The sequence below is a fragment of the Pelomonas margarita genome, from assembly GCF_043555875.1.
Lineage (GTDB): Bacteria > Pseudomonadota > Gammaproteobacteria > Burkholderiales > Burkholderiaceae_C > Pelomonas > Pelomonas margarita.
Genome location: NZ_JBIGHW010000002.1, coordinates 140540 through 167066 on the forward strand (window position 1 = coordinate 140540; position 26527 = coordinate 167066).

At 68.4% G+C, this 26527-nt stretch carries 19 protein-coding genes; 10 read left to right on the top strand and 9 right to left on the bottom strand.

Annotation, left to right across the window (positions count from 1 at the left end; genetic code table 11):
• Window positions 1-30 precede the first annotated feature (30 nt).
• From ACG0Z3_RS04270 to ACG0Z3_RS04285, 4 genes are all read left to right on the top strand, one after another.
• Window positions 31-735 carry a biotin/lipoyl-containing protein gene (locus tag ACG0Z3_RS04270; protein ID WP_394395620.1) on the top strand — a complete coding sequence of 235 codons (705 nt, stop codon included), beginning with the start codon at window positions 31-33 and terminating at the stop codon, window positions 733-735.
• A 76-nt stretch (window positions 736-811) separates the two neighbouring features.
• Window positions 812-1408, top strand: a complete 597-nt coding sequence (locus ACG0Z3_RS04275) for a beta-barrel domain-containing protein (RefSeq protein WP_474101252.1) — start codon at window positions 812-814, stop codon at window positions 1406-1408.
• Window positions 1409-1480: 72 nt separating this feature from the next.
• Window positions 1481-1861 carry a hypothetical protein gene (locus ACG0Z3_RS04280; protein WP_394395621.1) on the top strand — a complete coding sequence of 127 codons (381 nt, stop codon included), beginning with the start codon at window positions 1481-1483 and terminating at the stop codon, window positions 1859-1861.
• Between the two features lie 587 nt (window positions 1862-2448).
• Window positions 2449-4593: a peptidase domain-containing ABC transporter gene (locus ACG0Z3_RS04285; protein WP_394395623.1), complete on the top strand. Its 2145-nt coding sequence runs from the start codon at window positions 2449-2451 to the stop codon at window positions 4591-4593.
• Between the two features lie 12 nt (window positions 4594-4605).
• Here ACG0Z3_RS04285 and trhO read toward each other — a convergent pair whose 3' ends face one another.
• On the bottom strand, window positions 4606-5403 hold the full coding sequence (trhO, locus tag ACG0Z3_RS04290) for an oxygen-dependent tRNA uridine(34) hydroxylase TrhO (protein WP_394395624.1): 798 nt from the start codon (window positions 5401-5403) through the stop codon (window positions 4606-4608).
• Window positions 5404-5438: 35 nt separating this feature from the next.
• On the opposite strand from trhO, the gene asd reads away from it, so the two are divergent.
• Window positions 5439-6272 carry an archaetidylserine decarboxylase gene (gene asd / locus ACG0Z3_RS04295; RefSeq protein ID WP_394395625.1) on the top strand — a complete coding sequence of 278 codons (834 nt, stop codon included), beginning with the start codon at window positions 5439-5441 and terminating at the stop codon, window positions 6270-6272.
• Here the strand turns inward: asd and ACG0Z3_RS04300 are convergent.
• The 8 genes from ACG0Z3_RS04300 to ACG0Z3_RS04335 all read right to left on the bottom strand — a co-directional run bounded on the left by ACG0Z3_RS04300 (window position 6244) and on the right by ACG0Z3_RS04335 (window position 18478).
• Complete coding sequence (locus tag ACG0Z3_RS04300; protein ID WP_394395626.1) at window positions 6244-8511, bottom strand: putative bifunctional diguanylate cyclase/phosphodiesterase; 2268 nt, start codon at window positions 8509-8511, stop codon at window positions 6244-6246. The genes asd and ACG0Z3_RS04300 overlap by 29 nt on opposite strands.
• A 101-nt stretch (window positions 8512-8612) precedes the next feature.
• A complete protein-coding gene (locus ACG0Z3_RS04305) occupies window positions 8613-9995 on the bottom strand; it encodes a glycoside hydrolase family 30 protein (protein ID WP_394395627.1) in 1383 nt (460 codons plus the stop codon).
• A 12-nt stretch (window positions 9996-10007) separates the two neighbouring features.
• Window positions 10008-11063 (bottom strand): ABC transporter ATP-binding protein, encoded by a 1056-nt coding sequence (locus tag ACG0Z3_RS04310; protein WP_394395628.1) that lies wholly within the window; start codon window positions 11061-11063, stop codon window positions 10008-10010.
• Window positions 11060-11923 carry a carbohydrate ABC transporter permease gene (locus ACG0Z3_RS04315; RefSeq protein ID WP_394395631.1) on the bottom strand — a complete coding sequence of 288 codons (864 nt, stop codon included), beginning with the start codon at window positions 11921-11923 and terminating at the stop codon, window positions 11060-11062. Before ACG0Z3_RS04315 ends, ACG0Z3_RS04310 begins: the two co-directional genes overlap by 4 nt.
• Window positions 11923-12798, bottom strand: coding sequence for a carbohydrate ABC transporter permease (locus ACG0Z3_RS04320; protein ID WP_394395634.1), 876 nt, complete (start codon window positions 12796-12798; stop codon window positions 11923-11925). The genes ACG0Z3_RS04315 and ACG0Z3_RS04320 overlap by 1 nt, the downstream gene beginning before the upstream one ends.
• A 163-nt stretch (window positions 12799-12961) precedes the next feature.
• Window positions 12962-14194: an ABC transporter substrate-binding protein gene (locus tag ACG0Z3_RS04325; protein WP_394395635.1), complete on the bottom strand. Its 1233-nt coding sequence runs from the start codon at window positions 14192-14194 to the stop codon at window positions 12962-12964.
• 135 nt (window positions 14195-14329) lie between these two features.
• Window positions 14330-15685: a GH1 family beta-glucosidase gene (locus tag ACG0Z3_RS04330; RefSeq protein WP_394395636.1), complete on the bottom strand. Its 1356-nt coding sequence runs from the start codon at window positions 15683-15685 to the stop codon at window positions 14330-14332.
• Window positions 15686-15739: 54 nt separating this feature from the next.
• The gene (locus ACG0Z3_RS04335; RefSeq protein WP_394395637.1) at window positions 15740-18478 is read right to left on the bottom strand and encodes a TonB-dependent receptor; all 2739 of its coding nucleotides are present in this window, start codon (window positions 18476-18478) and stop codon (window positions 15740-15742) included.
• A gap of 186 nt (window positions 18479-18664) precedes the next feature.
• Here ACG0Z3_RS04335 and ACG0Z3_RS04340 point away from each other — a divergent pair, with 186 nt between their 5' ends.
• The 5 genes from ACG0Z3_RS04340 to ACG0Z3_RS04360 all read left to right on the top strand — a co-directional run bounded on the left by ACG0Z3_RS04340 (window position 18665) and on the right by ACG0Z3_RS04360 (window position 26432).
• Entirely contained in the window at window positions 18665-20602 is a 1938-nt protein-coding gene (locus tag ACG0Z3_RS04340) for a glycoside hydrolase family 3 protein (protein ID WP_394395639.1), read from the top strand.
• 31 nt (window positions 20603-20633) lie between these two features.
• Window positions 20634-21656, top strand: coding sequence for a LacI family DNA-binding transcriptional regulator (locus ACG0Z3_RS04345; RefSeq protein WP_394395640.1), 1023 nt, complete (start codon window positions 20634-20636; stop codon window positions 21654-21656).
• A gap of 87 nt (window positions 21657-21743) precedes the next feature.
• Window positions 21744-23042 carry a tryptophan--tRNA ligase gene (locus ACG0Z3_RS04350; protein WP_394395641.1) on the top strand — a complete coding sequence of 433 codons (1299 nt, stop codon included), beginning with the start codon at window positions 21744-21746 and terminating at the stop codon, window positions 23040-23042.
• A gap of 22 nt (window positions 23043-23064) precedes the next feature.
• Window positions 23065-23658 carry an ECF-type sigma factor gene (locus ACG0Z3_RS04355; RefSeq protein ID WP_394395644.1) on the top strand — a complete coding sequence of 198 codons (594 nt, stop codon included), beginning with the start codon at window positions 23065-23067 and terminating at the stop codon, window positions 23656-23658.
• Complete coding sequence (locus ACG0Z3_RS04360) at window positions 23658-26432, top strand: serine/threonine-protein kinase (protein ID WP_394395646.1); 2775 nt, start codon at window positions 23658-23660, stop codon at window positions 26430-26432. Before ACG0Z3_RS04355 ends, ACG0Z3_RS04360 begins: the two co-directional genes overlap by 1 nt.
• Window positions 26433-26527: the final 95 nt, after the last annotated feature.

Here is a 26527-nt window from a genome sequence, read left to right on the forward strand (position 1 = left end):
GAAGCAACGACAACGAAGCCCGAGATCGCCGTGAGTCAGCCCGCGCAGACTTCTTCCGATACCGCCAAGCCGGCACTGCCGCTTTTCCGCCAGGAAGTGCTGGAAGCCCGCCAGGCGCAGTGGCTGGGCAGCATCCGCATCGGCCGGCCGCTGAGCTTCAGCGTCGTCACCGGCGCTTCGCTGGCCATGGCAGCGGCGCTCATCGCGTTCGCCTGCTGGGGTGAAGTCACCCGCAAGGCCACGGTGCATGGCGTGCTGCTGCCGGTGGGTGGACTGCTCAACGTCGCTGCGCCTCAGGCCGGCACCATTGCCGAAGTGCTGGTGCGCGAAGGCGAAGAGGTGCAGGCCGGTCAGCCGCTACTGCGCATCAAGGCTGAGCGCATCACGGCCCAGGGCGATGCTGCCTTGCTGACCGCCCAGGCGCTCGCCGCACGCCGCACGCCGCGCCAGCCTGGAGACCGAACGCCGACTGACGGAACAGAACCTGCGCCAACGCCAGGAGGCGCTGCAGCAACGCCTGCAGAACCTGCAGGCCGAGGAGCGCCAGGCCTTGTCGGAACTGGACACCCACCGCCTGCGCCTGCAACTGGCCCAGAAAAGCGTGGAGCGGCAGGAGCAACTGGCGCGGGACGGCTTTGTCGCTGCGGCGCAGGTGCAGCAGAAGCAGGAAGAACTGCTGGACCTGCAACTGCGGCAGCGCAATGCGGAGCGAAATCTGCAGGCCTTGCAGCGTGACCTGCAGACCGCGCGTGCGGATCGGCAGGTGCTGGACACCCAGGCGCAGACCGCCCTCGCGCAACTCGACCGCAGCATGGCAGTGCTCAACCAGGAAGCCACAGAGGCCGATGGCCGCAATGGCCTAACGCTTTCCGCCCCGCAGACGGGGCGGGTCAGCGCGCTGACGCTGGGCGCTGGCCAAGCGGTGCAGGCGGGGCAAACGCTGGTGAGCGTCGTGCCGACCGCTGCCGGCCCGGCGGGAGTTGATCCGGCTGAGTTGCAGGCGCAGCTTTTTGCGCCCAGCCGCACCGCCGGCTTCGTTCAGCCGGGCCAGTCCGTATGGATGCGCTATGCGGCCTTCCCGTACCAGAAGTTCGGCATGGCCGAAGGCCAGGTGACTACCGTCAGCCGCAGCCCCATTGCACCGGCCGATTTGCCGGCGGGTCAGGCCCAGGCGCTGCTAGCGGCGGCACAGGCCAACGAACCGATGTACCGCATCACGGTGCGCCTGAAGGAGCAAAGCGTGACGACCTATGGAAAACCTACATCACTGGCTGCCGGTATGAGCCTGAATGCGGATGTGCGGCAGGACAGCCGGAAGGTGTGGGAGTGGCTGCTCGAACCGGCGCCAGCCGTGGCAGGCGGTAGAAGGGATCTGGGCGACGAGACTAAACCCCGGCTGGGGGAATGAGTTGAAGAGCGCAGTTGCGGAACCGGCTGGCCGTCAAATCAGCCTTAATGAAGATCCAGAGGAATCCTCCAAATGCGACAAATTGCTGACCATGAACTTATTGAAGTTTCCGGTGGAGAATGGGAGTGTGCCCGGTTTAAGGACGACGGCGGCGCTAGCGGTTTCACCTGCTGGGACTCCGAAATCGGAATGACATTTACAGTGACGGAACGGATCAACGGATTTGGCGCAAAGGAGATTCACATCTACGGCAACTATCAGGGTCAGACGGCAGCCACGACGCTGAACGTCGAGCAGCAGATCGGTGCCTTGGCAATTGGCACTGCCGCCGGAGCTCTTGTAATCGGATTTGGCGGCTCTGCTGTCGCTGCCGCTGGCGTAGGCTTTGCGGTGAAGCAGGGATACAGTTATTTGTGGAACAAATCCACTCCACCACAGCACTCAAGCCGATAACCAGACACGCCCGGAGGTTTTAGAATGTTTTTTCTAGTTGCTGGGGCCATGGGAGGTGCACTATTCTTTTATCTTGCCGCCCACCTAATGGCGCGCATACTAAAGAAGAGGCAGGATGAAAAGTCCAATACGCGCGATGCAATGGTGTTAGGTGCCGTGGGCTTAATCGTAGGCTCAATAGGCGCGGCCCTCGGGAGTACACACCTCATAGGCACTGGCGTAGGTTTTGCATCAATACTTGCCTACCACCTGATATGGCGTGGACTCAAGCGAACGCCCAAGTCAACACCCGAATAGAAAACCACCTCAGAAAACCATTCATGACGCCTAGCTATCAATCAAGTTACGGCCACATCACACATGTGAGAGAACCGATGGTCAGGGCCCAATGAAAGTCGGAACCCATGGTTTTTTGAGGTGCCTTGCTAGTCGGAAATCTCATTGAAGCCACCCACCATACGCGCCTGGAAGGCAGTATTAATTGACAATCACCAATAATTCATTGGCATACCCCAAGAATCCCAAGGACACTGAGGCACCGACTTGGAAGGAATTTAAGACAGCAGATCAGATCTCGGCAACCCTTCATGGTTAAATTAGTCCTGCAATCTGAATCTAGCGAATGCGGCCTAGCCTGCTTGGCAATGGCAGCCGGCCACTTTGGTCAGCATATCGATGTTACTGACTTGCGACGCAAACTCGGTATCGCATCCAAGGGCATGACCTTGAAAAGTGTCATGCAGGCTGCGCAGCAGCTGCAACTGGCTGGCCGGGCATTGCGCGTGTCGATGGAAGAGCTTTGTCAGTTGAAGATACCAAGCATCTTGCACTGGAATCTCAACCACTTCGTCGTGCTAAAAAAGGTAAGGCGCAACACCGTCGTCATCCTCGACCCCGCTGTCGGCGAACAAACACTCTCGCTTTCTGAAGCGTCCCGACATTTCACTGGCGTCGCGCTCGAACTCACTCCAACTGCAGAATTCAAAGCCCAAGCTCCAGCCACCCGTGTGAGCTTGCGCGCGCTCACCGGCAAGGTGATAGGGCTTTGGCACTCGCTGCTGCAAATCTTCGTGGTCGCTGCGGTGCTGGAGCTGTTTGCAATCGCCGCGCCGTTGTTCAATCAGATAGTTGTGGACGACGTGTTGACCTCTGGCGACCGCAGTATGCTGACCGTGCTGGTGATTGGCTTCGCACTACTACTCGTGGCACAGACCATGATCGGCTTAGCCCGCTCTTGGATGGTGATCATCTTGAGCCAGACTCTGTCTCTTCAGTGGGCGAGCAATGTTTTTTCGCACCTCGTCAAGCTACCCGTCGCCTTCTTCGAGAAACGTCATCTGGGCGACATCACATCGCGCTTCGGTGCCGTGCAGTCCATCCAACAGACGTTGACAACGGCCGCCATTGAGGCGGTGTTGGACGGTCTGATGGCAGTAGCCGCGCTCGTGATGATGCTGATCTACGCTCCAACGCTCGCCACCGTGACAGTAGGTGCCGTGGCGATTTACGGACTGCTTCGTTGGGTCTCCTACCGCCCCTTTCGTGACGCCGCTGCAGAACGTTTGGTCATCGCGGCCAAGGAAAACACCCACTTCTTGGAAACACTGCGCGCCATCGCGCCGCTGAAACTATTTGGCCGCGAGGAGGAGCGTCGCGCCCGCTGGCAGAACCTAATTGTCGAAGTGCAAAACCGCGATCTACGCACCGCCCGCATGGGCATGGGCTTCTCCACGGCCAACACCTTCATCTTCGGCCTGGAGAACCTGCTCGTGCTGTGGCTGGGCGCCAAGCTCATCATGGGCGGCATGACCAGCGGCGGCGCCAGTTCGGGCGCGGGCATGACCATCGGCATGCTGTTCGCCTTCCTCGCCTACAAGGGCCAGTTCGCGGGCCGCGTGTCTGCGCTGATCAACTACGCCGTGGACCTGAAGATGCTCAGCCTGCACGCCGAACGCCTGGCCGATATCTGCCTGGAACCGCCCGAGAAGGACGAGGTGCCGCACAACGAGTTGACCCACCTCGTGCCCAGCATCGAACTGCGCAACGTGAGCTTCCGCTACGGCGAGGGCGAGCCGTGGATCTTGAAGGATGCAAACTTCCGCATCGAAGCTGGCGAAAGCGTGGCCGTGGTGGGCGCGTCGGGCGCAGGCAAGACGACGCTGCTGAAGATCGCGCTGGGCCTGCTCAAACCCACCGAGGGCGAGGTGCTCTACGGCGGGCAACGCATCCAGCACATCGGCGTGCAGAACTTCCGCCGCCAGATCGGCACCGTGATGCAGGAAGACGTGCTGCTCACCGGCAGCCTGGCGGACAACATCGCCTTCTTCGACGTGCAGCCGGACCGCGAGCGCGTGCAGGTCTGCGCGCAGATGGCACAACTGCACGACGACATCTGCCGCATGCCCATGGGCTACGAGACGCTGGTGGGCGACCTGGGCTCGGGCCTGTCGGGCGGCCAGAAGCAGCGCCTGTTGCTGGCCCGCGCGCTCTACAAGCAGCCGCGCGTGCTGGCGCTGGACGAGGCCACCAGTCACCTGGATATTGCCAATGAGCGCGCCGTGACGGCTGCCATTGCGCACATGCAGTTGACGCGGCTGATCATTGCCCACCGGCCGGAGACGATTGCCGGGGCGCAGCGGGTGGTGCAGGTCAAGGGCGGCCAGGTGGTGGACGTGGCGCGGGCGATGCCGACGCCAACCACTGCAGCGGCGCCCGACGCCGTGCCGGCGTGAACAGGCGCGGCTTCAGGTTTCGCCGGGGTCCAGCCGCTTGGCCCGGTTCAGTCGCCAGGCATCCGCCGGGTCGGTGAAGACCGCCTCCGCCGTCGTGCCCGTCTCTCGGCCGGCGGCGTCAATGGCGATGCGCTTGTCGAAGACGTAGCACTCGCCTTCCCAATCGGCCGCCGCGTCGGGGAAGGCCTCCAGGAAGTTCAGGATGCCGCCGTCCAGCTGCGCCACCTTGAGGCCGCGCGCCTGCATCCACGCCGCCGTCTTCTCGCAGCGGATGCCGCCAGTGCAGTACATGGCGACGGTCTTGCCCTGCCATTCGTCCCGATGCGCCTCGACGTAGGCCGGGAAGTCGCGGAAGTGGGCCACGCCGGGGTCGATGGCGCCACGGAAGCGCCCCAGCTTGAACTCGAACGTGTTGCGGTTGTCGAGGACGACGGTGTCGGAGTCGTCCAGCAGCTCGCGCCAGCGCTGCGGGCTGACGTGCGTGTCGCTGGCCGCGCCGCCGGACACCCCGGGAACGCCGAAGGCGACTATCTCGCGCTTGACGCTGACCTTGAGCAGGCTGAACGGCGGGCGCTCGCAGGGGTTGTGCTTGAAGTGCAGGCCGGCAAAACCGGCTTGCTGCTGCAACTCAGCCTCGAACGCCTGCACCGCGTCGGCCTCGCCAGCGATGGCCGCGCTCAGGCCTTCCTCGGCCACGAGGATCACACCGCCCAGCCGCAGCGCAGCGCCGCGCTCGCGCAGCCAGCCGGCAAAGGCGGTCGGGTCCGCCATCGGGGTAAAACGGTAGAAGGAGCTGTGCACAAAGGACATGGGCCCGAATTGTCGACTCTTAAACTCCGCCCCCTATGTCCCGCCTCAAAGTCCTTCCCCAGTACCTGATGCCCAAAGGCGCGATGACGCGCCTGGCCGGCCGCATCGCGAGCAAGCCGCGCGGCCGCATGACGACGTCGACGATCCGCCGTTTCGTCGCCCGCTACGGCGTCAACATGGCCGAGGCCGCCGAGCCGAACATCACGGCGTACAAGACCTTCAACGACTTCTTCACCCGCGCGCTCAAGCCCGGCGCGCGGCCACTGGCCAGCGCACCGCTGATCTGCCCGGTGGACGGCGCGATCAGCCAGGTGGGCCGCATCCAGGGCGATCAGGTCTACCAGGCCAAGGGCCAGGCGTTCTCGACGACGGCGCTGGTGGGCGGCGACGCCGAGCTGGCCGCGCGCTTCCAGGACGGGCTGTTCGCCAACCTCTACCTCAGCCCCAAGGACTACCACCGCATCCACATGCCGGCGGCCGGCCGGCTGGTGCGCATGGTGCACGTGCCGGGCGAGCTGTTCTCGGTGAACCCGACCACGGCACGCGGCGTGCCGGGGCTGTTCGCGCGCAACGAGCGCGTGGTGTGCGTGTTCGACGACGACGCCCTGGGCCGCTACGTGCTGGTGCTCGTGGGCGCCACCATCGTGGGCAGCATGGCCACCGTGTGGCACGGCCAGATCAAGCGCGGCGGCACCGTGAAGGCCTGGGACTACGCGCCCGGCCAGGTCACGCTGGCGCAGGGCGACGAGATGGGCCGCTTCCTGCTGGGCTCCACGGTCGTCATGCTGTTCGAGAAGAGCGGCCTGCAGTTCAACCCCGGCTGGCAGCCGGGCGGCGCGATCAGGATGGGCGATCCGATGGCGCGCTGAGCAGCTGCGTGGCGGCATCGGCCCGCAGCGGCCGCGACAGCAGCCAGCCCTGCAGGTGGGTGCAGCCCAGGCGTTCTACCTCGGCCGCCTGCACCTCGGTCTCCACGCCCTCGGCGACGACGGTAAGGCCCAGCGCCTCGGCGATCACGCAGGCCGCACGCACCACGGCGCCGGCCGAGGGCTCGGGCAGAGGCTCCACCATGCTGCGGTCCAGCTTGAGCGTGGTGATGGGCAGGCGGCGCAGCAGCGTCAGCGAGCTCTGGCCGGTGCCGAAGTCGTCGAACGCAACGCCCATGCCGGCCGCACGCAGCCGGGCCAGCTGCGGCAGCACGCGCTCCATATGGGCCATGGCGGCGGTTTCGGTGATCTCGACCTCCAGCAGCCCTGGCGGCACGCCGTGGGCCTGCACCAGCGCCAGCAGCCAGTCGGCAAAGCCCAGGTCCTGCAGCTGCAGCGGCGACACGTTGACGGCCACGGGCACGCAGGCCAGGCCCTGCTGCTGCCAACCGCGCAGCTGCTGCACGGCCTCGCGCAGGATGAGGGCGCCCAGCGCCACGATCTGGCCGGTGCGCTCGGCGGCGGGGATGAAGTCCGCTGGGCTGACGCGGCCCTGGCCCGGGCGCTGCCAGCGCACCAGCGCCTCGAAGCCGGCGAGCCGCCTTGTGCCGGCCGCAAACTTGGGCTGGTAGTCGAGCTGGAACTCGCCGTTGTCGATGGCCGCGGCCAGCGCCTGTTCGATCTCCAGCAGCCCGCCCGAGCCGGCCGCCATGCCGGGCTGGAACACCACCGCCGCCGCGCCGGCCTGCTGCTTGGCCTGGTGCATGGCCAGCTCGGCCGCACTGAGCAGGGCCGTGCCGTCGGCACCATGGGCCGGGTAGCGCGCCACGCCGACCGACACGTGCACATACAGCGCCCGGTGGCCCACGCTGAACGGCGCGTTCAGCTGGGCCAGCAGGCGCTGGCCGGCCAGCAGCGCGGCCGCGTCGTCCAGCACACCAGGCTGCAGCAGCAGGAACTGGTCTTCCCCCAGCCGCGCCAGCATGACCTCGGGCGGCAGCGCCGCCCGCAGCCGCGCGGCGATAGCCTGCAGCAGCGCGTCGCCGGTGGCGTGGCCCAGGCTCTCGTTGACGAGCTGGAAGCGGTCCACGTCGGCCGACAGCAGCGCGAAGCCGGGGCTGCCCGGCGCGGTGGCGTCAGCCAGCCGGGCCAGCGCGGCGTGGCGGTTGGGCAGGTCGGTGAGCTCGTCGTGCAGGGCCTGGCGGCGCAGCGCCTCGGTGGCGCGCTGGCGCTCGGTGTCGTCCAGCATCAGCACCAGCAGCGCGGGCTGGCCCTCCCACTCGAAGTAGCTGGACGTGCCGCGCACATAAACGACGCTGCCGTCGCGGCGATGGCGCTCGCCCTCCCAGCTGATGTGGCCGTGGCGGTCGCGCAGCAGCTGCTCGTAGCGGCTGCGGGCCGCGTCCAGCTCGCTGGACGCGATCAGGGGACCGACGCTGCCGATGTCGGCCACGCGGTCGAAGCCGAACATCGCCAGCGCCGCCGGGTTGGCATAGACGACCTGGCGCTCGCAGACCACCAGCAGCCCCTGCATGGACTGCTCGTAGAGCTGCCGCAACCGTAAATTGACCCGCTGCGTCTCTCGGTGCGCGCGCCGCACCGACAGCAGGATGAGCGCCATGGCCAGCGCCACCTGCACGTAGGTGCCCATCGCATGCGTGATGCCGGAGCGGGCCAGCGGGTCCAGCACGGGGCCGCTGAGGTGCACCAGGCCCGACGCGGCGAAGCAGCCGGCCACGAAGCGCTCGGACCGCGCCCCACCGCGCCACAACCACCAGGCGGCCAGCCAGCTGCCCAGCGTGAGCACGGCCGCGGCGGCCACGATGGCGTAGCGCTGCTGCACCAGGGCCAGCCCGAGGATCAGGACGAGCAGCAGCCCGAACACCGGCGCCGCGAGGCGCCAGTGCCAGGCCAGGCCGCGGTAGCGGGCCGAGCCCGCCAGCTGCAGCGCCAGCGAGCTGATGATGCTGGCGGTGGCGACCGTGGCCTGGGCTTTGTAGAGCGGCAGGTCCAGGTGAGGCGGCGCCAGCGCCACGCCCAGCGCCAGCCCGAGGGCCAGCAAGACATGGCTCCAGCCCCAGTCGGTGATGTGGGGGTGGCCGGGCTCCAGCCGCGCCAGCACCAGCAGCGCCGCGCCCAGCATGGCGATGAGGCTGGTGCTGATCAAGAGCGACCCGGTCATTGGGCCATCCTAGCGAGGGACGCCCCCCCGGCGCCAGTAGGCGCAAGCCCGCGGTCAGCCCCTCGTTGCCGGGGCGCCGCAGCGCGGCCGCCCCGCAGGCCTCACCAGGTGAAGGTCACGACGCCGCTAGCCGGCAGTTCGTAAGCAAAGCGCTGGCCGGCGCCCAGCACGGTGAAGCGCTGCGGCTTTGCGCCGAAATTGCTGACGATGAGGGCCGTGCTGCCGTCGGGGTTGGTGAAGGCGACATGGTCCAGCGTCTGCGTGCCGCCGGTCGAGTCCACGCGGCGCGCGTCGCGGCGCACGAAGCGGCTGGCGTGGCCGAAGGCGTAGTACTCGATGTTGCGCGTGACCTTGCCATCCTTGGGGTCGATGGTGACGACGCCGCGGCAGTCCTTGCAGCCGCCCAGGTGCGGGCCGTGCTTGGGGTCCAGCGCCAGGTTCCACATCAGCACGCCGCGCGCACCGTGGCGGGTGCTGCCGATGATGAGGTGGCGCATCATCCATGGCAGCGTCTCGGCCCATTGCGGCTTCCATTCGCCACCGGAGCATTCGGTGAACCAGACGTCCAGCTCAGGGTAGTGCCGGGACACCTGCGACTGGGCCGACACATCACCCGCATAGCAGTGCCAGGCCACGCCCGACACGTACTTGCGCGCCGTCGCGTCGGACAGCATGGACAGCGGGCTCCAGGGCTCGTCCCAGTTGTGGTCCCACTCCAGGATCTGCGTCTTCATCCCCTTGGCTTCCAGCAGCGGGCCGAGGTGCTTGCCGACGACCTCGGCGCGGGTGCGCGGCGTCATGCGCATGCCGGGGTAGTCGCCGGGCTCGAAGTGCGGCTCGTTCTGCAGTGTCAGCGCGAACAGCGGCACGCCCTCGGCCTTCATCTCCTCCACGTAGCGCACCATGTAGCGCGCAAAGGCGCCGTAGTGCTCGGGCTTGAGCTGGCCCTGCACGAGGCTGTCGGTGGTCTTCATCCAGCCCGGCGCGCTCCACGGCGAGGCCATGACCTGCAGCTGCGGGTTCAACGCCAGCGCCTGCTTGACGGCGGGGATGACGTCCTCACGCTCCAGCGCCAGCGAGAAGCTTTTGAGCTCGGGGTCGGTCTGGCCACGCGGCATGTCGGCCAGGCTGTAGTGGCGGCGCGAGAAGTCGGAGGCGCCGACGGTCAACCGCGTCAGGTCGAAGCCCAGGCCCTGGCCTTCGCGGGTGAACAGCTCCTTCATCAGCGCGTCGCGCTGCGCGGGGCTCATGCCGTTGCGGATCAACCAGGCCGAGGCCTCGGTGATGGACGCGCCGAAGCCGGCCATGCGCTGGTACTGGCGGCGGGGGTCGATGCGGATGACCGGATCAGCCGTGGCCGGCGCCGCCACCGCGCTGGGCGCCATCAGCTGCTGCTGATCCGCCGTGGTCAGGAAAGCACGCACAGGTGAGGCGTTAGCCCCGAGGGCGCAGGTGGCCGCGAGGGCCAGCAGAATTTTCTTCATGGCAGGGGTGGGTCAGTTCAGGCGAAGTTCGCTGGCGGCATCGAAGACGCTCAGCAGGGATTCGTCGACGTCGAAGGCCAGCGTCTCGCCGGCCGTGATGCGCCGGCCGTCGTGCACGACGACCGACAGGCCCTGGCCGCCGGACGTCATCCACACGACCTGGTGGTTGCCCATAGGCTCGACCAGCTCGACGGTGGCGCGCCAGCGGCCGTCGGCCTGCAGGCGCACATGCTCGGGGCGGATGCCCAGCACCAGCTGCTGGCCGGCCTTCGCACGGCCGGCCGCCAGCTGAAGCGACAGCGCGCCGTTCACCGTGACGCCATCGGCCGCGACCGTGACGGGCACGAGGTTGATGGCTGGCGCGCCGAGGAAGCCGGCGACGAACAGGTTGGCCGGCGTCTCGTAGACCTCGGCGGGCGTGCCGATCTGCTGGATGACGCCGCCCTTCATGACGACGATGCGCGAGGCCAGCGTCATGGCCTCGACCTGGTCGTGCGTCACGTAGATCATGGTGCTGCCCAGGGTCTGGTGCAGCAGCTTGAGCTCGCGGCGCAGCTCGGCGCGAAGCTTGGCGTCGAGGTTGGACAGCGGCTCGTCGAACAGGAACACGCCGGCCTCTCGCACCAGCGCCCGCCCGATGGCGACGCGCTGGCGCTGGCCGCCGGACAGCTGCGCCGGCTTGCGGCCCAGCAGCGGCGTCAGCTGCAGCATCTGCGCCGCCTTGTTGACGCGGCGCTCGATCTCGGCCTTGGGCGTACCGGCCACGCGCAGGCCGAAGCTCATGTTCTTCTCGACGGTCATCGTCGGGTACAGCGCATAGCTCTGGAACACCATGCCGATGCCGCGTTCGCTGGGCTCGGCGTCGGTCATATCCTGCCCGCCGATGTGGATGCTGCCGCCCGACACGTCAATAAGGCCGGCGATGCTGTGCAGCAGCGTGGACTTGCCGCAGCCCGACGGGCCCAGCAGCACGAGGAACTCTCCCTCGCGGACCTGCAGGTCCAGCCCCTTGATGACTTCGTTGGCGCCGAACTTGATGCTCAGGCCCTGGATGTTCACGCCACTCATTTCACGGCTCCGGCAGCGATTCCGCGCACGAACCAGCGGCCGGAGATCAGATAGACAAGAAGGGGGACGGCCGACGTAAGGATGGTCGCGGCCATGTTGAGGTTGTAGAGGCGCTCGCCCGTCGTCGTGTTGATGACGTTGTTGAGCTGCACCGTCATCGGCTGGTTCTCACGGCCGGCGAAGGTCAGGCCCAGGATGTAGTCGTTCCACACGCCGGTGATCTGCATGATGGCCGCGACGATGAGCATGGGCGTCGACATCGGCAGCACGAGCTGGATGAAGATGCGCCAGAAGCCGCCGCCATCCACGCGCGCCGCCTTGAACAGCTCGCTCGGCAGGCCCGCGTAGTAGTTGCGGAACAGCAGCGTCATGATGGGCATGGCGAACACCAGGTGCACGAACACGATGCCAGGCAGGCTGCTGTAGATGCCGATGGCCGCCTCCAGCTTGACGAGCGGGTAGATCATCACCTGGACGGGGATGAAGGCCCCGAGCATCAGCACGCCGAACAGCCACTGGCTGCCCTTGGGCTTCCACCAGCTCAGGGCGTAGCCGTTGATGGCGCCCAACAGGATGGGCAGCACGACGGACGGCACGGCAATCGTCACGGAGTTCCAGAAACCGCCGCGCACGCCCTCACAGCTGACGCCGGTGCAGGCCTCGCTCCACGCGGCGCGCCAGGCGTCGAAGGTGATGCTGGACGGCAGCGCGAAGATCTGGCCGAGGCGGATCTCCTCCATGCTCTTGAACGAGGTCGTGAGCATCACGTACAGCGGCAGCAGGAAGAAGGCCGCGGCGAAGGCGAGGAAGGCGTAGACGCCGATCCGCGCCCACAGGGCGGTCGATTTGCGCTTGCTCATCAGTGGCCTCCCTGCGCTTGCTTGCGGCTGCGGGCATAGGCCAGCGGCGCGACGAGGGCCAACACAGTGATCAGCAGCATCACCGCGCCTGCCGAGGCCAGTGCCAGGTTGGCGCGGCCGAACAGGTGGTCCATGATGAATTTGGCGGGCACGTCGCTCGCCGTGCCAGGGCCGCCCTGGGTCATGGCGACGACGGTGTCGAACACCTTGACGACGCCGGTGGCCAGCAGCGTGAAGACGGTCGCTAGCGTCGGGCCCATCATGGGCAGCACGACGGAGAGATACACGCGCCAGGTGGGAATGCCGTCCAGCCGCGCGGCCTTCCAGATTTCCTCGTCGATGCCGCGCAGGCCGGCCAGCATCAGCGCCATCACGAGGCCTGCGCCCTGCCAGGTGCCGGCGATGACGACGGTGTAGATGACCATGTCCTGATCGACGATCCAGTCGAACGTGAAGTTCGTCCAACCCATCTGCTGCATCGCGTTCTGCAGGCCGCTGTCGGGGTTGAGCACCCACTGCCAGACCAAGCCGGTCGCGACGAAAGACATCGCGTACGGGTACAGGAAGGCGGTGCGCAGCACGCCCTCGCCGCGTACCTTCTGGTCGATGAAGACGGCCAGCAGGAAGCCCAGCAGCATGGCCGCGACGATGTAGAGCACGCCGTAGACGGCGAGGTTGTGGATGGCGAGCTGCCAGCGCTCGTTGTCCAGCAGGCGCTCGAACTGCTGCAGGCCGACGAAGTCGTCCTTGGGGAAGGTGCGCGAGCTGGACATGGACGTGCGCAACGTCCACAGCACGGTGCCGACATAGCCGACACCCACGATGAGGGCCAGGGGCAGCAACGCGCCCCAGGCCGCGAGGGAGCGAATCTTCATGACGATCGTTACCAGATGGAGTGTTTCGGGCCGAGCGCCGGGCCGCTCCCAAGCCGGCCCGTTGGGCGATGCGCTTGCGGCTCGATGCCGCAAGCATCGCCGTCCCCTCGGGGGACCGACCAGGCTCGGCCGCGTTCAGCGCGGCGAGAGTGGGCGAGGGGCTTCATTTCAGCGCAGAGACGATGTCCTTCTGGACCTTCTCGACGGGCAGGTTGCGGTTCCAGTAGCTGGTCAGCACGTCCTGCAACGCGCCGTTCTGGTCGGGCGTGATGTAGATCTCGCCGTTGGCAAGGTGGCGCGACTTGTCCTTCATCGCCGCCACGCCCATCTGGCCGCACAGGTCCATCTTGCTCACGTCCACGTCTGTGCGGATGGGAATGGAGCCCTTCTTGATGCTGAAGGCCACCTGCGTTGCCGGCTGCGTGATGACGCTGGCCAGCAGCTGCTGGGCCTTGATCTGGTCGGGCTTGTTCGTCTTGGGGAACACCATCACGTCGCCTTGGATGATGTAAGGCGCGTTGGCGCCGAAGCCGGGCGTGCAGCCGTAGTCCTTGCCGGCCTCCTGCCTGGCCTGCGCGAATTCGCCCTTGGCCCAGTCACCCATGATCTGCACGCCGGCCCGGCCGTTGATCAGCATGGCGGTGGCGTCGTTCCAGTTGCGACCCGGCGAGCCCTTGTCGGTGTAGCCCTGCAGCTTCTTGTAGGCAAGCAGCACCTTCTTGAACGCCTCGCCCTGGATGGCCTTGGGGTCGCGGTCCTTGAAGACCTTCAGGTACAGCTCGCGGCCGCCGTAATGGGCCAGAACGGCGGTGAAGACGATGCCGTCCTGCCACGGCTGCCCGCCATGCGCCAGCGGCACGAGGCCGGCAGCCTTGAGCTTGTCCAGCGCGGCGAACAGCTCGTCGAAGGTCTTGGGCTCTTCCACGATGCCGGCCTTCTTGAAGGCAGCCTTGGAGAACCAGAACCAGCTCATGTTGTGGATGTTGACCGGTGCGGCGTAGTAGTGGCCATTGACCTTGATGGCACTCAGCACGGCCTCGGGCAGGAACTTGTCCCAGCCGTCGCGCTTGGCCACGTCGTCGACGTTGTTCAGGTAGCCCTGCTCGACGATGTCGCGGAACTGCTGCGTGGTGTTGAACTGCGCGGCGGTGGGCGGGTTGCCACCAGCGATGCGGTTGATGGCGACAGAGCGCGCCTGCTCGCCCAGCGCGACGGCGGTGTCCACCCACTGGCCGCCCTGGGCCTTGTAGGCCTCGGCCAACGTCTTGGCGGCGGCGGACTCGCCACCGGACGTCCACCAGTGGATGACTTCGGCTTTCAGCGGCGCCTGGGCGGCGGCCGGTAGGGCGGCCACAGCGAGGGCGGCGGCGAGCAGGGCGAGGCGGGGATAGGTCATCTTGTCTCCGGATTCTTGTGGGCAGCGAGGCCCGCAGTGTCCCCCGCGGCGGCAAAACCGACCTGCGGGATGACCCTGTAATATTTCATTTAGAAACCGCCCGTTCCCACGAACGAGCTGGTGAACCCGCGTTAATTATTCGTTCAGGAACTGGCCATACCAGAGGCCGGAGTCCTTCAGGATGCGACGCTGGGTCGCGTAGTCCACATAGGCCAGGCCGAAGCGGCGCAGGTAGCCCTCGGCCCATTCGAAGTTGTCCAGCAGGCTCCACGCGAAGTAGCCCTTGACCGGCACGCCGGCATCCACGGCAGCCTTGAGTGCGGCCAGGTGGCGCTGCAGGTAGGACAGGCGCTCCTTATCGTGCACGCGGCCCTCGGGCGTCAGGACGTCCTCGAAGGTGGAGCCGTTCTCGGTCAGCTGGATGACGGCCGGGTTGTAGTCGCGCTGCACCCGGGCCAGCAGGTCGACCAGGCCTTGCGGCGACACCTCCCAGCCGAAGCCGGTGCGCTCCACGCCATGCTTCTCGACGAGGCTGGCGCGCATCGGGCCACCCGTCTTCGGATCGGGATCGTTCTTCACCATCTCGGGGAAGTAGTAGTTCACGCCGAGGAAGTCGGTGGGCGTGGCGATCGCGTCCAGGTCGCCGGGCAGCACGGTCGGGGCGGCGTCGCCGACGAGGGCCAGCGTGTCCGCCGGGTAGCCGCGGCCGAACAGCGGGTCCAGGAACCAACGGTTGCGCAGGCCGTCGTGGCGCTGCAGCGCGGCCGCGTCCTCGGGGCTGTCGCTGGCGGCGGTGATGGGGTGCAGGCTCAGCGTGATACCGATGTCGGCACCGGCCACGTTCTTGCGGATGACGGGAATGGACAGTCCGTGCGACAGCAGCACGTGGTGGCTGGCCTGCAGCGCGTCGGCGAGGCTGCTGCCGCCGGGCGCGTGCACGTTCTCCCAGTAACCCATCATGCAGGAGCACCACGGCTCGTTGTGCGTGATCCAGTGCTTGACGCGGTCACCCAGGCGGCGGGTGACGATGTCGGCGTACTCGACGAAGGCAGCGACCGTCTCTCGCGAGGTCCAGCCGCCCTGGGTCTGCAGCGCCTGCGGCAGGTCCCAGTGGTAGAGGGTGCACCAGGGGTCCAGACCACGCTCGAGCATGGCGTCGACGAGGCGGTCGTAGAAGGCCAGGCCGGCCTCGTTCACCGCGCCACGGCCCGTGGGCAGGATACGCGGCCAGGCGATGGAGAAGCGGTAGGCGTTGACGCCCATGGCCTTGGCCATGTCCAAGTCCTGCGGGTACAGGTGGTAGTGGTCGCAGGCCACCAGGCCGTTGGCGCCGTCGCGGATGCGGCCGGGCTCCTGGCAGAAACGGTCCCAGATCGATTCACCCTTGCCGTCGGCGTCGCCGGCGCCTTCGATCTGGAACGAGGAAGTGGATACGCCCCAACGGAAGTCGGCGGGGAAGTCTTGGCGGGTCGGGGCGTTTTGGAAGCTCATGAGCAATTGGAGCGCCGGCACGACGGCCGGCGCAGTTATCAAAATGGGTCGGAGTCAGAATTTGTACGTGCCGCCCAGCAGCAGCTGGCGCCCGTACGAGGTGTAGCGCTCCGGCAGCGTCGCATTCGGATCAGCGGCACCGGACGACACCCCCACCCGGGTACGGTAGGGGCGATCGCGCAGGTTGTTGACCTGCAGCGTCAGCGACAGCCCCTTGAAGCTGCCAGTCTCGAAGGCGTAGCCCAGCTGCGCGTCAAGGATGGTTTCGCCCGAGATCATGCTGGGCACGTTCTCGCCGAAGGTGCCGCGCACCGTGGTCACGAAGGGCGAACGGTGGCGGCTGCCCAGGCGGGCCGAGAGGCCGTCACGCTCGTAGTACAGCGTGAAGTTGGTCGCCACGCCCGACAGGCCATCCAGCGGCTTGTTGGGGTTGTTCTCCTCGTGCATGGAGCTGCGCGTGTTGGAGTAGCTGACGCTCACGCCGATGCCGTCCAGCGCCGGGGTCAGCAGGCCGCCGTCCAGCGAGGCGCTGATCTCGGTGCCGGCGATCATGCCGCCCTGGCCGTTGGTGGGCCGGTTCAGCGTTCCGACGTTGCGGGTTGGCGTGTTGGGCGTGGGGTTGGGGAAGCCGGTGAAATCGAAGTCACTGCCCTGGCCGTAGACCGAGCTCTTGACGTTCTTGTGGAAGGCCGCCGCCGCCACATAGCTGCGCTTGCTGAAATAGTGCTCGACGGACAGGTCCACCGCATCCGCGCGCCAGGGCTCCAGCGCCGGGTTGCCGGCGTTGCCGGACCACAGGTAGGGCGCCGAGCCGCTGAGGCTGTAGGACATGCCGGCGCGCATGTCTTCCATATTGGGACGCGCCAGCACCTTGGCCAGGCCGAAGCGCAGGATGGTCTTCTCGGTCAGGTCGGCCGACAGGTTGAAGCTGGGCAGCACATCGGTGTAGCTGGCGCTGCCGCTGATGGGGTCGCCCTTCTTGGTGACCGCGTTCCACAGCTGACCATCGCTGGACTGCTGGGCGTGCACGACGCGCAGGCCCAGCGTGCCACGCAGCGGCAGGCCCCACTCGACATCGAAGCCCAGCTTGGCATGCGCCGCCGTGATCTTTTCCTGCACGGCCCAGATGCGACCCGGCGCCTGGTCTTCCGAGGTCGGCACGGCGTCGTACAGGCTCAGCGCGGCGGGCAGGTCGAAATTGACCATGCGGATCTTGCTGCCGGCGAAGCTCAGGTCGGTGGGCGCACGCAGCAGGCTGGCCGGCACCAGCACGGGGGCGCGGTTGTTCTTGAGGTTGTAGTTGACCTCGGTGCGGTTCATGCGCTTCTCGCGCTCGGAGTAGTCCAGGCCCACGTCCAGGCTGTTGAACACGCCCTCGAAGCTGCGGCCGGCGGTCAGGCGCAAGGCTTTGAGCTCGTCGCGCACCTTGGGGAACTGGCTGCGGCCATCACGCCCCCAGTTCGGCGGGTCGGTCAGGTAGACCTTGCTGCCGTCGCCATAGTCGAAGCTCGGCTGGAAGGTCGACAGACCGTCGCCAGTGGCGATGTTGACCTGGCCCAGGCTAACGCGCGAGGTCGCACCCGCGGCCAACTCGGCGTTCTGTTCGTCACGCTTGGCCTTGGACCAGCTCAGGTCGGCCGCCAGCTTCCAGTCGGCCAGCTTCAGCTCGTTGTTCCAACCGAGGGCGCGCACGTCGTCCTGACGCTGGTTGAAGGTGGTCAGCGCCACCGGGTTGACGTTGTTCACCGTGCCGCTGGTGACCAGCTTGTCGCCGTTGACCACCGTGGTCTGCGCATTGGCCCAGCTGGCGCCGGACCACACGGACATGTCCGACATCACCGTGCGGCGGGCCTCGGTCTGGTCGAACTTGGAGTAGTAGGCGTCCAGCGTGCTGTGGAAGCCGTTGCCGGGCTTGTACTCCAGCACCGCCATCAGGCCGTCGCGCTTCTGGCGGGACGACGCCGCGCCCAGTTCGAAGCCCTGCAGCGCGACGGAGTCCGTCGGCGTTCCCGGCAGCGGCGAGCCCCACACGCTGGTGTTGGCCCACCACCAGCTCTTGTAGTGCCGCTCCTGGTTGGGCGAATCCAGGTGCGCGAAGCCCACGGCCGCACCCCAGGTGCGGTCGGCCGACTGCGTCACGTACGAGGCCGAAAGGCGGTTGCCGTTGCCCGAGATCTCGGGGTTCAGCGAACCGTTGGAGTTGCGCTCCAGGCGGGCGCCGACGACGGCCTGCGTCTTGCCGAAGTCCAGCGGCCGCAGCGTCTTCATGTTGATGGTGCCCGACAGGCCCTGCGCGGACAGGCTGGCGTCCGGCGTCTTGTAGACCGTAGCGGCGTTGATCAGCTCGCTGGGGAACTGGTCGTACTCCACCGAGCGGTTGTCGCCCGTGGATACGATCTCGCGGCCATTCAGCAGCGTCACACCATAGCGCGGCGCCATGCCGCGGATGCTGATGACCGACGAGCGGCCGGCCACACGCTGGGCGGTGAGGCCCGGCAGGCGCGAGATCGCGTCGGCGATGGACACGTCGGGCAGCTTGCCGATGTCCTCGGCCGAGATCGCCTCGACGATGGCGTCGGCATTGCGCTTGGTGCTGATCGAGGATTCCAGGCTGGCGCGGAAGCCCGTCACCGTGACGGTCTCGAGCTTCTGCTCAGCGGCCGGTGCGGCCTGGGCTGCCGCCAGCAGCGGTGCGCACAGCAGCGCGGCCGCAGCGACGGGGGTGAGGCGCAGGCGCTGCTCGGGCAGCTGCGTCAGGGCGCGCCAGGGGGTGCGCGACAGGGAGCGGGTCATGGTTGTCTCCTGGGTCTGGTTCGTCTTGTTCGCTGGTCTGGATATCGGCCACTTGGAGAAAATGTGGAACCGGTTCCAAACGCGGCGCAAATCTAAAGCTTGGACAAATATGTTGTCAACCGAGCCGGCCCGGGGGTTGACGTTTTTTTGCTTCACCCACTACCGTCACGTCCCCTGATGAAAGCCATGACGATGAGACAAAACCCCCTGGGGCTGGCCCTGGCACTGCTGCTCTCCACCACCGGCGCGCTCGCCGATGGAACCGATGCCATTCTGCAGCCCTGGCCGGTGCGCCAGCCGCAACGCGACGCCGCACTGGAGGCCCGCGTCGAGGCGGCGCTCAAGACGCTGTCGCTGCGCCAGAAAGTCGGCCAGATCACGCAGCCCGAGATCCGCGCCATCACGCCTGACGAGGTGCGCGAGTACGCCATCGGCACCATCCTCAACGGCGGCGGCGGCTGGCCGGGGCAGGACCGCGCCGCCACGCCGGCACAGTGGCGCGAGCTGTCCGACAAGTTTCAGGCCGCCGCGCTGCAGGCCACGCCGGGCATCCCGCTGATCTGGGGAACGGACGCCGTCCACGGCCACAACAACCTGCGCGGCGCCACGCTGTTCCCGCACAACATTGCACTGGGCGCCACGCGCAACACCGACCTGGTGCGCGACATCGGCCGCGCCACGGCGCGCGCTGTGCGCGCCACCGGCGTGCACTGGGCCTTCGCGCCGACGCTGGCCGTCGTGCAGGACGTGCGCTGGGGACGCACCTACGAGAGCTACGGCGCCGACCCGGCGCTCGTGAAGCGGCTGGGCCAGGCCGCCGTCGAAGGCCTGCAGGACGGGCTGAAGGACGGCCGCGGCGTGCTGGCCACAGCCAAGCACTACATCGCCGATGGCGGTACGCGCCGCGGCATCGACCAGGGCTTGGCGCAGACCTCGCCAGCCGACCTCGCCCACGTGCACGGCGCCGGTTACCTCGGCGCTCTGGATGCCGGCGTGCTGACCGTGATGGCCTCGTTCAGCAGCTGGACCGACAGCGCCAGCTTCACGCCGCACGGCAAGATGCACGGCAACAAGACGCTGATGACCGACCTGCTGAAGGAGCGTCTCGCGTTCGACGGCCTCATCGTCAGCGACTGGGACGGCGTCGGCCAGGTGACCGGCTGCAAGGACGAAGACTGCCCCCAGGCCATCAACGCCGGCATCGACGTCGTCATGGTGCCCTTCAAGTGGAAGGCCTTCTTCCACAACACCGTGCGCGCCGTGGAGCAGGGGCGCATCCCGATGGCGCGGCTGGACGATGCGGTGCGACGCATCCTGCGCGTGAAGTTCAGCATGTCGGTGCCGACCGCCGTGCCCGCCACCGTGGAGGCCCTGCAGGCGCCGGAACTGGCGCGCCGCGCGGTGCGCGAGTCGCTGGTGCTGCTCAAGCACCGGCCCGGCCTGCTGCCGCTGAAGGGCAATGCCCGCGTGCTGGTCGTCGGCGCGGCGGCAGACAGCCTTCCCCACCAGGCCGGCGGCTGGAGCATCACCTGGCAGGGCCGCGACACCACCAATGCCGACTTTCCCCAAGCCACCTCGTTGCTGGCCGCGCTGCGCCAGCGCCTCGGTGCGGCCAACGTCGTCTTCGATGCCGACGGCAGCACGCACGACCCCAAGCAGTTCGACGCCGTCGTCGCTGTGCTGGCCGAGACGCCCTACGCCGAGGGCGAGGGCGATGTGCGCATCACCGAGAACCTTCGCCACAGCCGCCGCCATCCACAGGACGCCGCCGTGCTGCAGCGCGTTGCCGGCCGCGGCGCGCCGGTCGTCACGCTGCTGTATTCGGGCCGGCCGCTGTACGTGAACGACCTGGCCAACAAGAGCGACGCCTTCATCGCGGCGTGGCAGCCGGGCAGCGAGGGCGCTGGCCTGACGGACGTGCTCGTCGCCCCGGCCGGCGGCAAGCCCTGGCCCGGCTTCACGGGCCGGCTGTCCTTCCCCTGGCCGGCCGGGCCCTGCCAGTTCAGCAGCCACGAGGCCAAGCCCTGGTGGCCGGTGGGTGGCGGCCTGAGCGGCAAGGAGACCCGAGCCAGCACGCGGCCCTTGCCCGAGCCGGCCGACCCGCAACCCATCTGCCCCCTGTGATTCAATCCTTGCTCCAAAGAGCAGAGGGCGAATGGCAACGATCAAGGATGTAGCGCGGCTGGCCGGCGTGGGCGTTGGCACCGCATCACGCGTCATCAGCGGAAACGGTTCCGTCGCGCCGGCCACGGCCGAGCGGGTGCGCAAGGTCATCGCGCAGCTGAAGTTCCGTCCTTCGCACACGGCGCGCTCGCTCGGCGCCGGCACGTCCAAGCTGATCGGCGTCTACATCCCCTTCCTACGCGGCACCTACTACACGCCCATCCTGCGCGTCATCGACACCGTGCTGCGCGGCCAGGGCCTGCACATGGTGGTGGCCTTCGGCGACGGGCTGGAGGACGAACGCGTCGAGACCAACGAGGGCATGCGCTTCCTGCTGGACCGCGACTGCGACGGCCTCATCGTGCTGTCCAACGCCATCCAGGACGAGGACATCAAGGCGCTGGGCACCGCGCAGCGCCAGGTCGTCGTGCTGAACCGCAACTTCGATCGCATCAAGGAGCAGTGCTTCATGGCCGACCACGTGCAGGGCGGCGTGCAGGCCGCCCGCGCACTGCTGCAGTACAAGCACAAGGACATCGCGGTCGTCTCCGGCCCCACCACGTCGCCGGACAACGTGGCCCGCCTGGCCGGCTTCATGGGCGAGCTGGCCGCGCGCGGGCTGGACATGGGCAAGGTGCTGACCGTGCCCGGCGACTTCTCCAACCAGGCCGGCTGGGATGCCGCCGGCACGCTGCTGACGAACAAGAAGCTGCCCACCGCCGTGTTCTGCGCCAACGACGAGATGGCCATCGGCATGCTGGCGCACTTCCAGGAGCGCGGCGTGTCGGTGCCGCACGAGGTGTCGGTGCTGGGCTATGACGACTCGCCCAGCGCCGAGTTCGCCGCGCCGCGCCTGACCTCCGTGCACGTGCCCAGCCGCGAAGTCACGCTGGCCGGTCTGAACTGGCTCCTCAACCGCTGCTACGACCTCACCTTGCCGGTCTCGCGGGAGTTCGAGATCACCGTCACCTGGCGCGCGTCAGTGGCTGCCCCCCGCCCAGCCGCGCGCCGCTGAACGCGGGCGCGCCTGGTCGGCCTTCGCTTTTCGCCGCATCGAAGCAGAGGCCACAATCCGGGTCGAACTTTCTCCCTCGATCCCCTCATGTCCCAGCGCGTCCTGACCGGCATCACCACCACCGGCACCCTGCATCTCGGCAACTATGCCGGCGCCATCCGCCCCGCGGTGCTGGCCAGCCAGGCGCCCGGCGTGGAGAGCTTCTTCTTCATGGCCGACTTCCACGCGCTGATCAAGTGCGACGAGCCGGACCGCATCGCACGCTCCAGCCGCTCCATCGCCGCCACCTGGGTGGCCGCCGGCCTGGACACCGACCGCGTGACGCTCTACCGCCAGAGCGACATCCCCGAGATCCCCGAGCTGACCTGGCTGCTGACCTGCGTCACCGCCAAGGGCCAGATGAACCGCGCCCATGCCTACAAAGCTGCCGTGGACGCCGCTGTGGCGGCCGGCGAGGAGCCGGACGCCAACGTCACCATGGGCCTGTTCAGCTACCCCGTGCTGATGGCTGCCGACATCCTGATGTTCAACGCGCACAAGGTGCCCGTGGGCAAGGACCAGGTGCAGCACATCGAGATGGCCCGCGACGTGGCCCAGCGCTTCAACCACCTGTTCGGCCGCGGTCAGGCGCTGTTCACGCTGCCCGAAGCCGTCACCGATGCCGAGATGGAGCTGCTGCCCGGCCTGGATGGCCGCAAGATGAGCAAGAGCTATGACAACGTCATCCCGCTCTTTGACGGCGGCCCCAAGGCGCTGCAAGACGCGGTGGCCCGCATCGTCACCGACAGCAAGCTGCCCGGCGAGCCCAAGGACCCCGACGGCCAGACGCTGGTGGCGCTCTACGACGCGTTCGCGAGTGTCGACGAGCGCGCCGCCTTCCGCGCTGCGCTGCGCGCCGGCCTGGGCTGGGGCGAGGCCAAGCAGCAGCTTGTGGCGCTGATCGAGTCGCAGATCGGCCCCATGCGCGCCCGCTACGAGGCGCTGATGGCCAACCCCGCCGAGCTGGAAGCCATCCTGCAGGCCGGCGCCGCCAAGGCCCGCGCCATCGCCGTGCCCTTCCTGAAAACGCTGCGCGAGGCCGTCGGCCTGCGCCCCTACACGCAGACCGCCACCACGGCCGTCGCCAAGGCCGAGAAGGTCGCGCTGCCGGTGTTCAAGCAGTACCGCGAGGCTGACGGCAAGTTCTACTTCAAGCTGCTGTCGGCAGACGGCGCGCTGCTGCTGCAGAGCCAGGCCTTTGAACAGGGCCGCGAGGCCGGCCAGTGGGTGGCGCGACTGAAGCAGGGCGGCGCCGCCGCGCTGACCACCGATGCCCCCGTGCAGCGCGAGGCCGCCGAGGCCGACATCGCCGCCGCGCTGGCTGCGTTCCAGGCCGACGCAGCCTGATCCGGGCGGCCTCGCTGCACTGATGGTCACCACCCCCGCGATCACCGAGCTGCTGGCCGGCACGGCACGCGGCGATGCGGCGGCGCTGCAGCAGCTCTACGCGCTGCTGTACCCCGAAATCAAGCGCGTGGCCCGCATGCGGCTGGCGCAGAGCGGAGCCCAGGGCCGCGCCTGCGGGCTGGACACCACGGCCCTCGTACACGAAGGCTTTCTGCGCATGGCCGACCAGCAAGGCCTGCAGGGCGACACGCGCGGCCAGTTCTTCGCCTACGTGGGCCGCGTGTTGCGCTCGGTCGTCATCGACCACCTGCGCACCGAGGGCCGTGACAAGCGCGGCGGCGACGCCGTCATGGTGACGCTGTCGGCCGCCGGGGACGTGGCCGCCGTGCAGAGCCAGGCCGTGGATCTGATCGGCCTGGATCAGGCGCTGGCGCGCATGCGCGCGCTCGACGAGCCGCTGTACGAGCTGATCGAGATGATCGGCTTCGCCGGCCTGACCATCGCCGAGGTGGCGGCGCTGCGCGAGGTCTCCACGCGCAGCATCAACCGCGAGCTGCTGAAGGCCCGGGCGCTGCTGCAGGAACTGCTGGGCGACCCGCCAAACACCGTCTACTGATGAGCGCCGGCCTGCAGCCCGAGGACTGGCAGCGGCTGTCCCCGCTGTTCGACGAGCTGGCCGAGCTGCCGGCGGTGGCCCGCGCCGAACGGCTGGCCACGCTGCAGCCGCCCGAGCTGGCCGCGCGGCTGGCCCGCATGCTGGCGGCGCTGCCGCCGGACGGCGCGACCGTCACGCTGGGCGTGTCCGGCTTCGGTGACCAGCTGGCGCATGCACTGGCCGCCCCGGCCCCGGACGCCGCCGCCCCGCGATCGGGCGACCGTTTCGGCGCCTGGTGCCTGTGCGAGCTGCTGGGCGAAGGCGGCATGGGCCAGGTGTGGCGGGCCGAGCGCGCCGACGGGCTGTACCAGGGCCAGGCGGCCATCAAGCTGCTGCGCGACGACGTGGCCGGCCCCGGCCTGGCCGCCCGCTTCGCCCGCGAACGCGCGCTGCTGGGCCGCCTCACCCACCCCGGCATCGCCCGGCTGCTGGATGCCGGCGAGCAGGACGGGCGTGCCTTCCTGGTGCTGGAGCATGTGGTGGGGCACACGCTGTCCGAACATGTGCGCGCTCAGCGGCTGGACCTGAGCGCGCGCATGCGCCTGCTGATCAGGATCGCTCGCGCCGTGGAGCATGCGCATGCGCAGCTCATCGTCCACCGCGACCTCAAGCCCAGCAACGTCATGGTGGACGACGCCGGCAACACCAAGCTGCTGGACTTCGGCATCGCCGGGCTGTTGGACTCCTCGGGCCAGCAGGCCGACAGCCAGCTCACGCAGCTGTCTGGCCGGCGGCTAACGCCGGCCTACGCGGCGCCCGAGCAGATCCTCGGCGGGCCCATCGGCGCGGCGGCCGACATCTACTCGCTGGGCGTCATGCTGTACGAGCTGGCCAGCGGCCAGCTGCCCTTCGGCCAGCGCGGCGCCAGTCGCACGGCGCTGGAGCATGCCGTGCTGCACGGCCAGGCCCAGCGCATCACGCGCAGCCTGGGCCAGACCGACGACGCCAGCAGCGAGCAGGGCCCGGGGCGGCCGGCTGACGCACGCCGCGCCGCGGGCGACCTGGAAGCCGTGGCGGCCAAGGCGATGCGCCGCCATGCCGCCGATCGCTATGCCAGCGTGGGCAGCTTCATCGACGACCTGGAGCGCTGGCTGGCGCAGCGCCCAGTCAGCGTGCGCGCGGAGGACTGGCGCCACCGCGGGCGGCTCTGGCTGCGGCGCAACGCTGCGCTGGCCGGCGGCGCGGCGCTGGTCTTCGCAGCGCTGAGCCTGGGCCTGGGCCTGAGCCTGTGGCAGCGCGACCAGGCCCAGGCCGCTGCGCGCCAGAGCGAGGAAGTCACGCGCTACCTTACCGAACTGCTGGCCTCAGCCAATCCCGACCGCCACGGTGGCCACATCCCGACCATCTTCGAGGTGCTGGAGAAGAGCCGGGCCGAGCTGAAGCAGCGCTTTGCCGGCGACGAGCTGACCTACCTGCGCGTGCTGGACGTGATGGTGGCGACCTACTCCGACATGAACCGCCACGACATCGCCATCCCGCTGGCGCAGGAGTTCATCGCGCTGAACGCCAGGCGCTGGGGCGATGACGACGAGCGCACGCGCATCGCGCGGCTGCGGCTGGCGCGCATCTACACGGCGCTGAACTCGCCGCTGGAGGTCATCGCGCTGGGCGAACCGCTGCTGCCCGTGCTGGCGCGCGCGCCGGCCGGCTCGGAGCAGGAGAACGACCACGTCAACCTGCTCTACCAGCTCATCGTGGCCTATGCCGGCGCGGGTCGCTTCGCGGACGCGGAAGCGATGCACGTGCGGGCCTGGCCCATCGTGCAGCGGCAGTTCAAGCCCAGCGACTTCGAGTACCCCTACTACAACGCCTACCTCTACCAGCTGCGGCTCGCGCAGAGCCGGTTGCTGGACGCCGAGCGCCTCATCGAGGCCACGCGCGCCTCCTGGGCCACGGCGCCCGCGCACCGCGCCCGCTTCGTGACGCGCCTGCGCCAGCACGTGTGGAACATCCAGGCCCGGCTGGGCCGGCCGGAGGGCAGCGTCGCGGTGGCCCGGCAGATCGTTACCGACATGGACGCGCTGCTGGGCCCCGGCAACTCCAGCAGCCAGCGCATGCGCGCCGACCTGGCCCGCCACCTCGTGGAGCTGGGCGAGTACGCGCAGGCCGTGCAGGTGCATGACGAGCTGGAGCGCATGCTGCCGCCCGAGGCCGCCGGCCACCCCACGCTGCGGCTGCCACGCGAGAGCGCCGCGCTGCTGTCGCGCGCGCTGGCCGCGCCGACGCGTGCCGCCGACTGGCTGCCTGCGGCCCACCGCATCGCCGACGAGCTGGCGCGCAGCCTCGACATCTCCGGCCCGCCCTGGGCCGAGGCCGGCATGGCCGTCACGCGCGTGGCGCTGCGCCTGGGCGACCTGCCGCTGGCGCGGCGCACGCTGGCGCTGCTGCAGGCGCAGGACGCCCAGCCCTGGCTGCGCCTGCACGCGCAACTGACCAGCCGCATCGCGCAGCTGCACGGCGAGCTGCTGCGCGCCGAGGGCCGGCACGACGACGCCGTCGCGGCGCTGCGCCAGCGTGTGGCGCTGCTGGACGCCCTGCCCCAGCCGCAGGGCCTGCCGCACTGGCGCGCGCAGCTGGACCTGGCGGCCAGCCTGGCACGCACGCCTGAGGCGGCAGCCGCCCTGGCGCGCGCCGACACGCTGCGCCCGGCCTGGCTGGCCGCCCATCCGCTGGACGCGCTGCGCGCCGAACTGGGCCGGGGCACCTGGCAACCTCACTGGGCCGGGCAGTTCTGAGCGCCGGGCCACGATTTCTAGAGTCGCCGACCTAGGGTTTTCGGGCAGCTTGCCACGTCAAAACGCGTTTACCCGCTCTGGCAGACGCCCAGCTC

What these genes read in the sequence shown, in the direction of transcription:
- ACG0Z3_RS04275 (WP_474101252.1), top strand. Translation starts at nt 812, where the DNA reads ATGGCAGTGCTCAACCAGGAAGCCACAGAGGCCGATGGCCGCAATGGC.
- ACG0Z3_RS04280 (WP_394395621.1), top strand. Translation starts at nt 1,481, where the DNA reads ATGCGACAAATTGCTGACCATGAACTTATTGAAGTTTCCGGTGGAGAA.
- ACG0Z3_RS04285 (WP_394395623.1), top strand. Translation starts at nt 2,449, where the DNA reads ATGGTTAAATTAGTCCTGCAATCTGAATCTAGCGAATGCGGCCTAGCC.
- trhO (WP_394395624.1), bottom strand. Translation starts at nt 5,403, where the DNA reads ATGTCCTTTGTGCACAGCTCCTTCTACCGTTTTACCCCGATGGCGGAC.
- asd (WP_394395625.1), top strand. Translation starts at nt 5,439, where the DNA reads ATGTCCCGCCTCAAAGTCCTTCCCCAGTACCTGATGCCCAAAGGCGCG.
- ACG0Z3_RS04300 (WP_394395626.1), bottom strand. Translation starts at nt 8,511, where the DNA reads ATGACCGGGTCGCTCTTGATCAGCACCAGCCTCATCGCCATGCTGGGC.
- ACG0Z3_RS04305 (WP_394395627.1), bottom strand. Translation starts at nt 9,995, where the DNA reads ATGAAGAAAATTCTGCTGGCCCTCGCGGCCACCTGCGCCCTCGGGGCT.
- ACG0Z3_RS04310 (WP_394395628.1), bottom strand. Translation starts at nt 11,063, where the DNA reads ATGAGTGGCGTGAACATCCAGGGCCTGAGCATCAAGTTCGGCGCCAAC.
- ACG0Z3_RS04315 (WP_394395631.1), bottom strand. Translation starts at nt 11,923, where the DNA reads ATGAGCAAGCGCAAATCGACCGCCCTGTGGGCGCGGATCGGCGTCTAC.
- ACG0Z3_RS04320 (WP_394395634.1), bottom strand. Translation starts at nt 12,798, where the DNA reads ATGAAGATTCGCTCCCTCGCGGCCTGGGGCGCGTTGCTGCCCCTGGCC.
- ACG0Z3_RS04325 (WP_394395635.1), bottom strand. Translation starts at nt 14,194, where the DNA reads ATGACCTATCCCCGCCTCGCCCTGCTCGCCGCCGCCCTCGCTGTGGCC.
- ACG0Z3_RS04330 (WP_394395636.1), bottom strand. Translation starts at nt 15,685, where the DNA reads ATGAGCTTCCAAAACGCCCCGACCCGCCAAGACTTCCCCGCCGACTTC.
- ACG0Z3_RS04335 (WP_394395637.1), bottom strand. Translation starts at nt 18,478, where the DNA reads ATGACCCGCTCCCTGTCGCGCACCCCCTGGCGCGCCCTGACGCAGCTG.
- ACG0Z3_RS04340 (WP_394395639.1), top strand. Translation starts at nt 18,665, where the DNA reads ATGACGATGAGACAAAACCCCCTGGGGCTGGCCCTGGCACTGCTGCTC.
- ACG0Z3_RS04345 (WP_394395640.1), top strand. Translation starts at nt 20,634, where the DNA reads ATGGCAACGATCAAGGATGTAGCGCGGCTGGCCGGCGTGGGCGTTGGC.
- ACG0Z3_RS04350 (WP_394395641.1), top strand. Translation starts at nt 21,744, where the DNA reads ATGTCCCAGCGCGTCCTGACCGGCATCACCACCACCGGCACCCTGCAT.
- ACG0Z3_RS04355 (WP_394395644.1), top strand. Translation starts at nt 23,065, where the DNA reads ATGGTCACCACCCCCGCGATCACCGAGCTGCTGGCCGGCACGGCACGC.
- ACG0Z3_RS04360 (WP_394395646.1), top strand. Translation starts at nt 23,658, where the DNA reads ATGAGCGCCGGCCTGCAGCCCGAGGACTGGCAGCGGCTGTCCCCGCTG.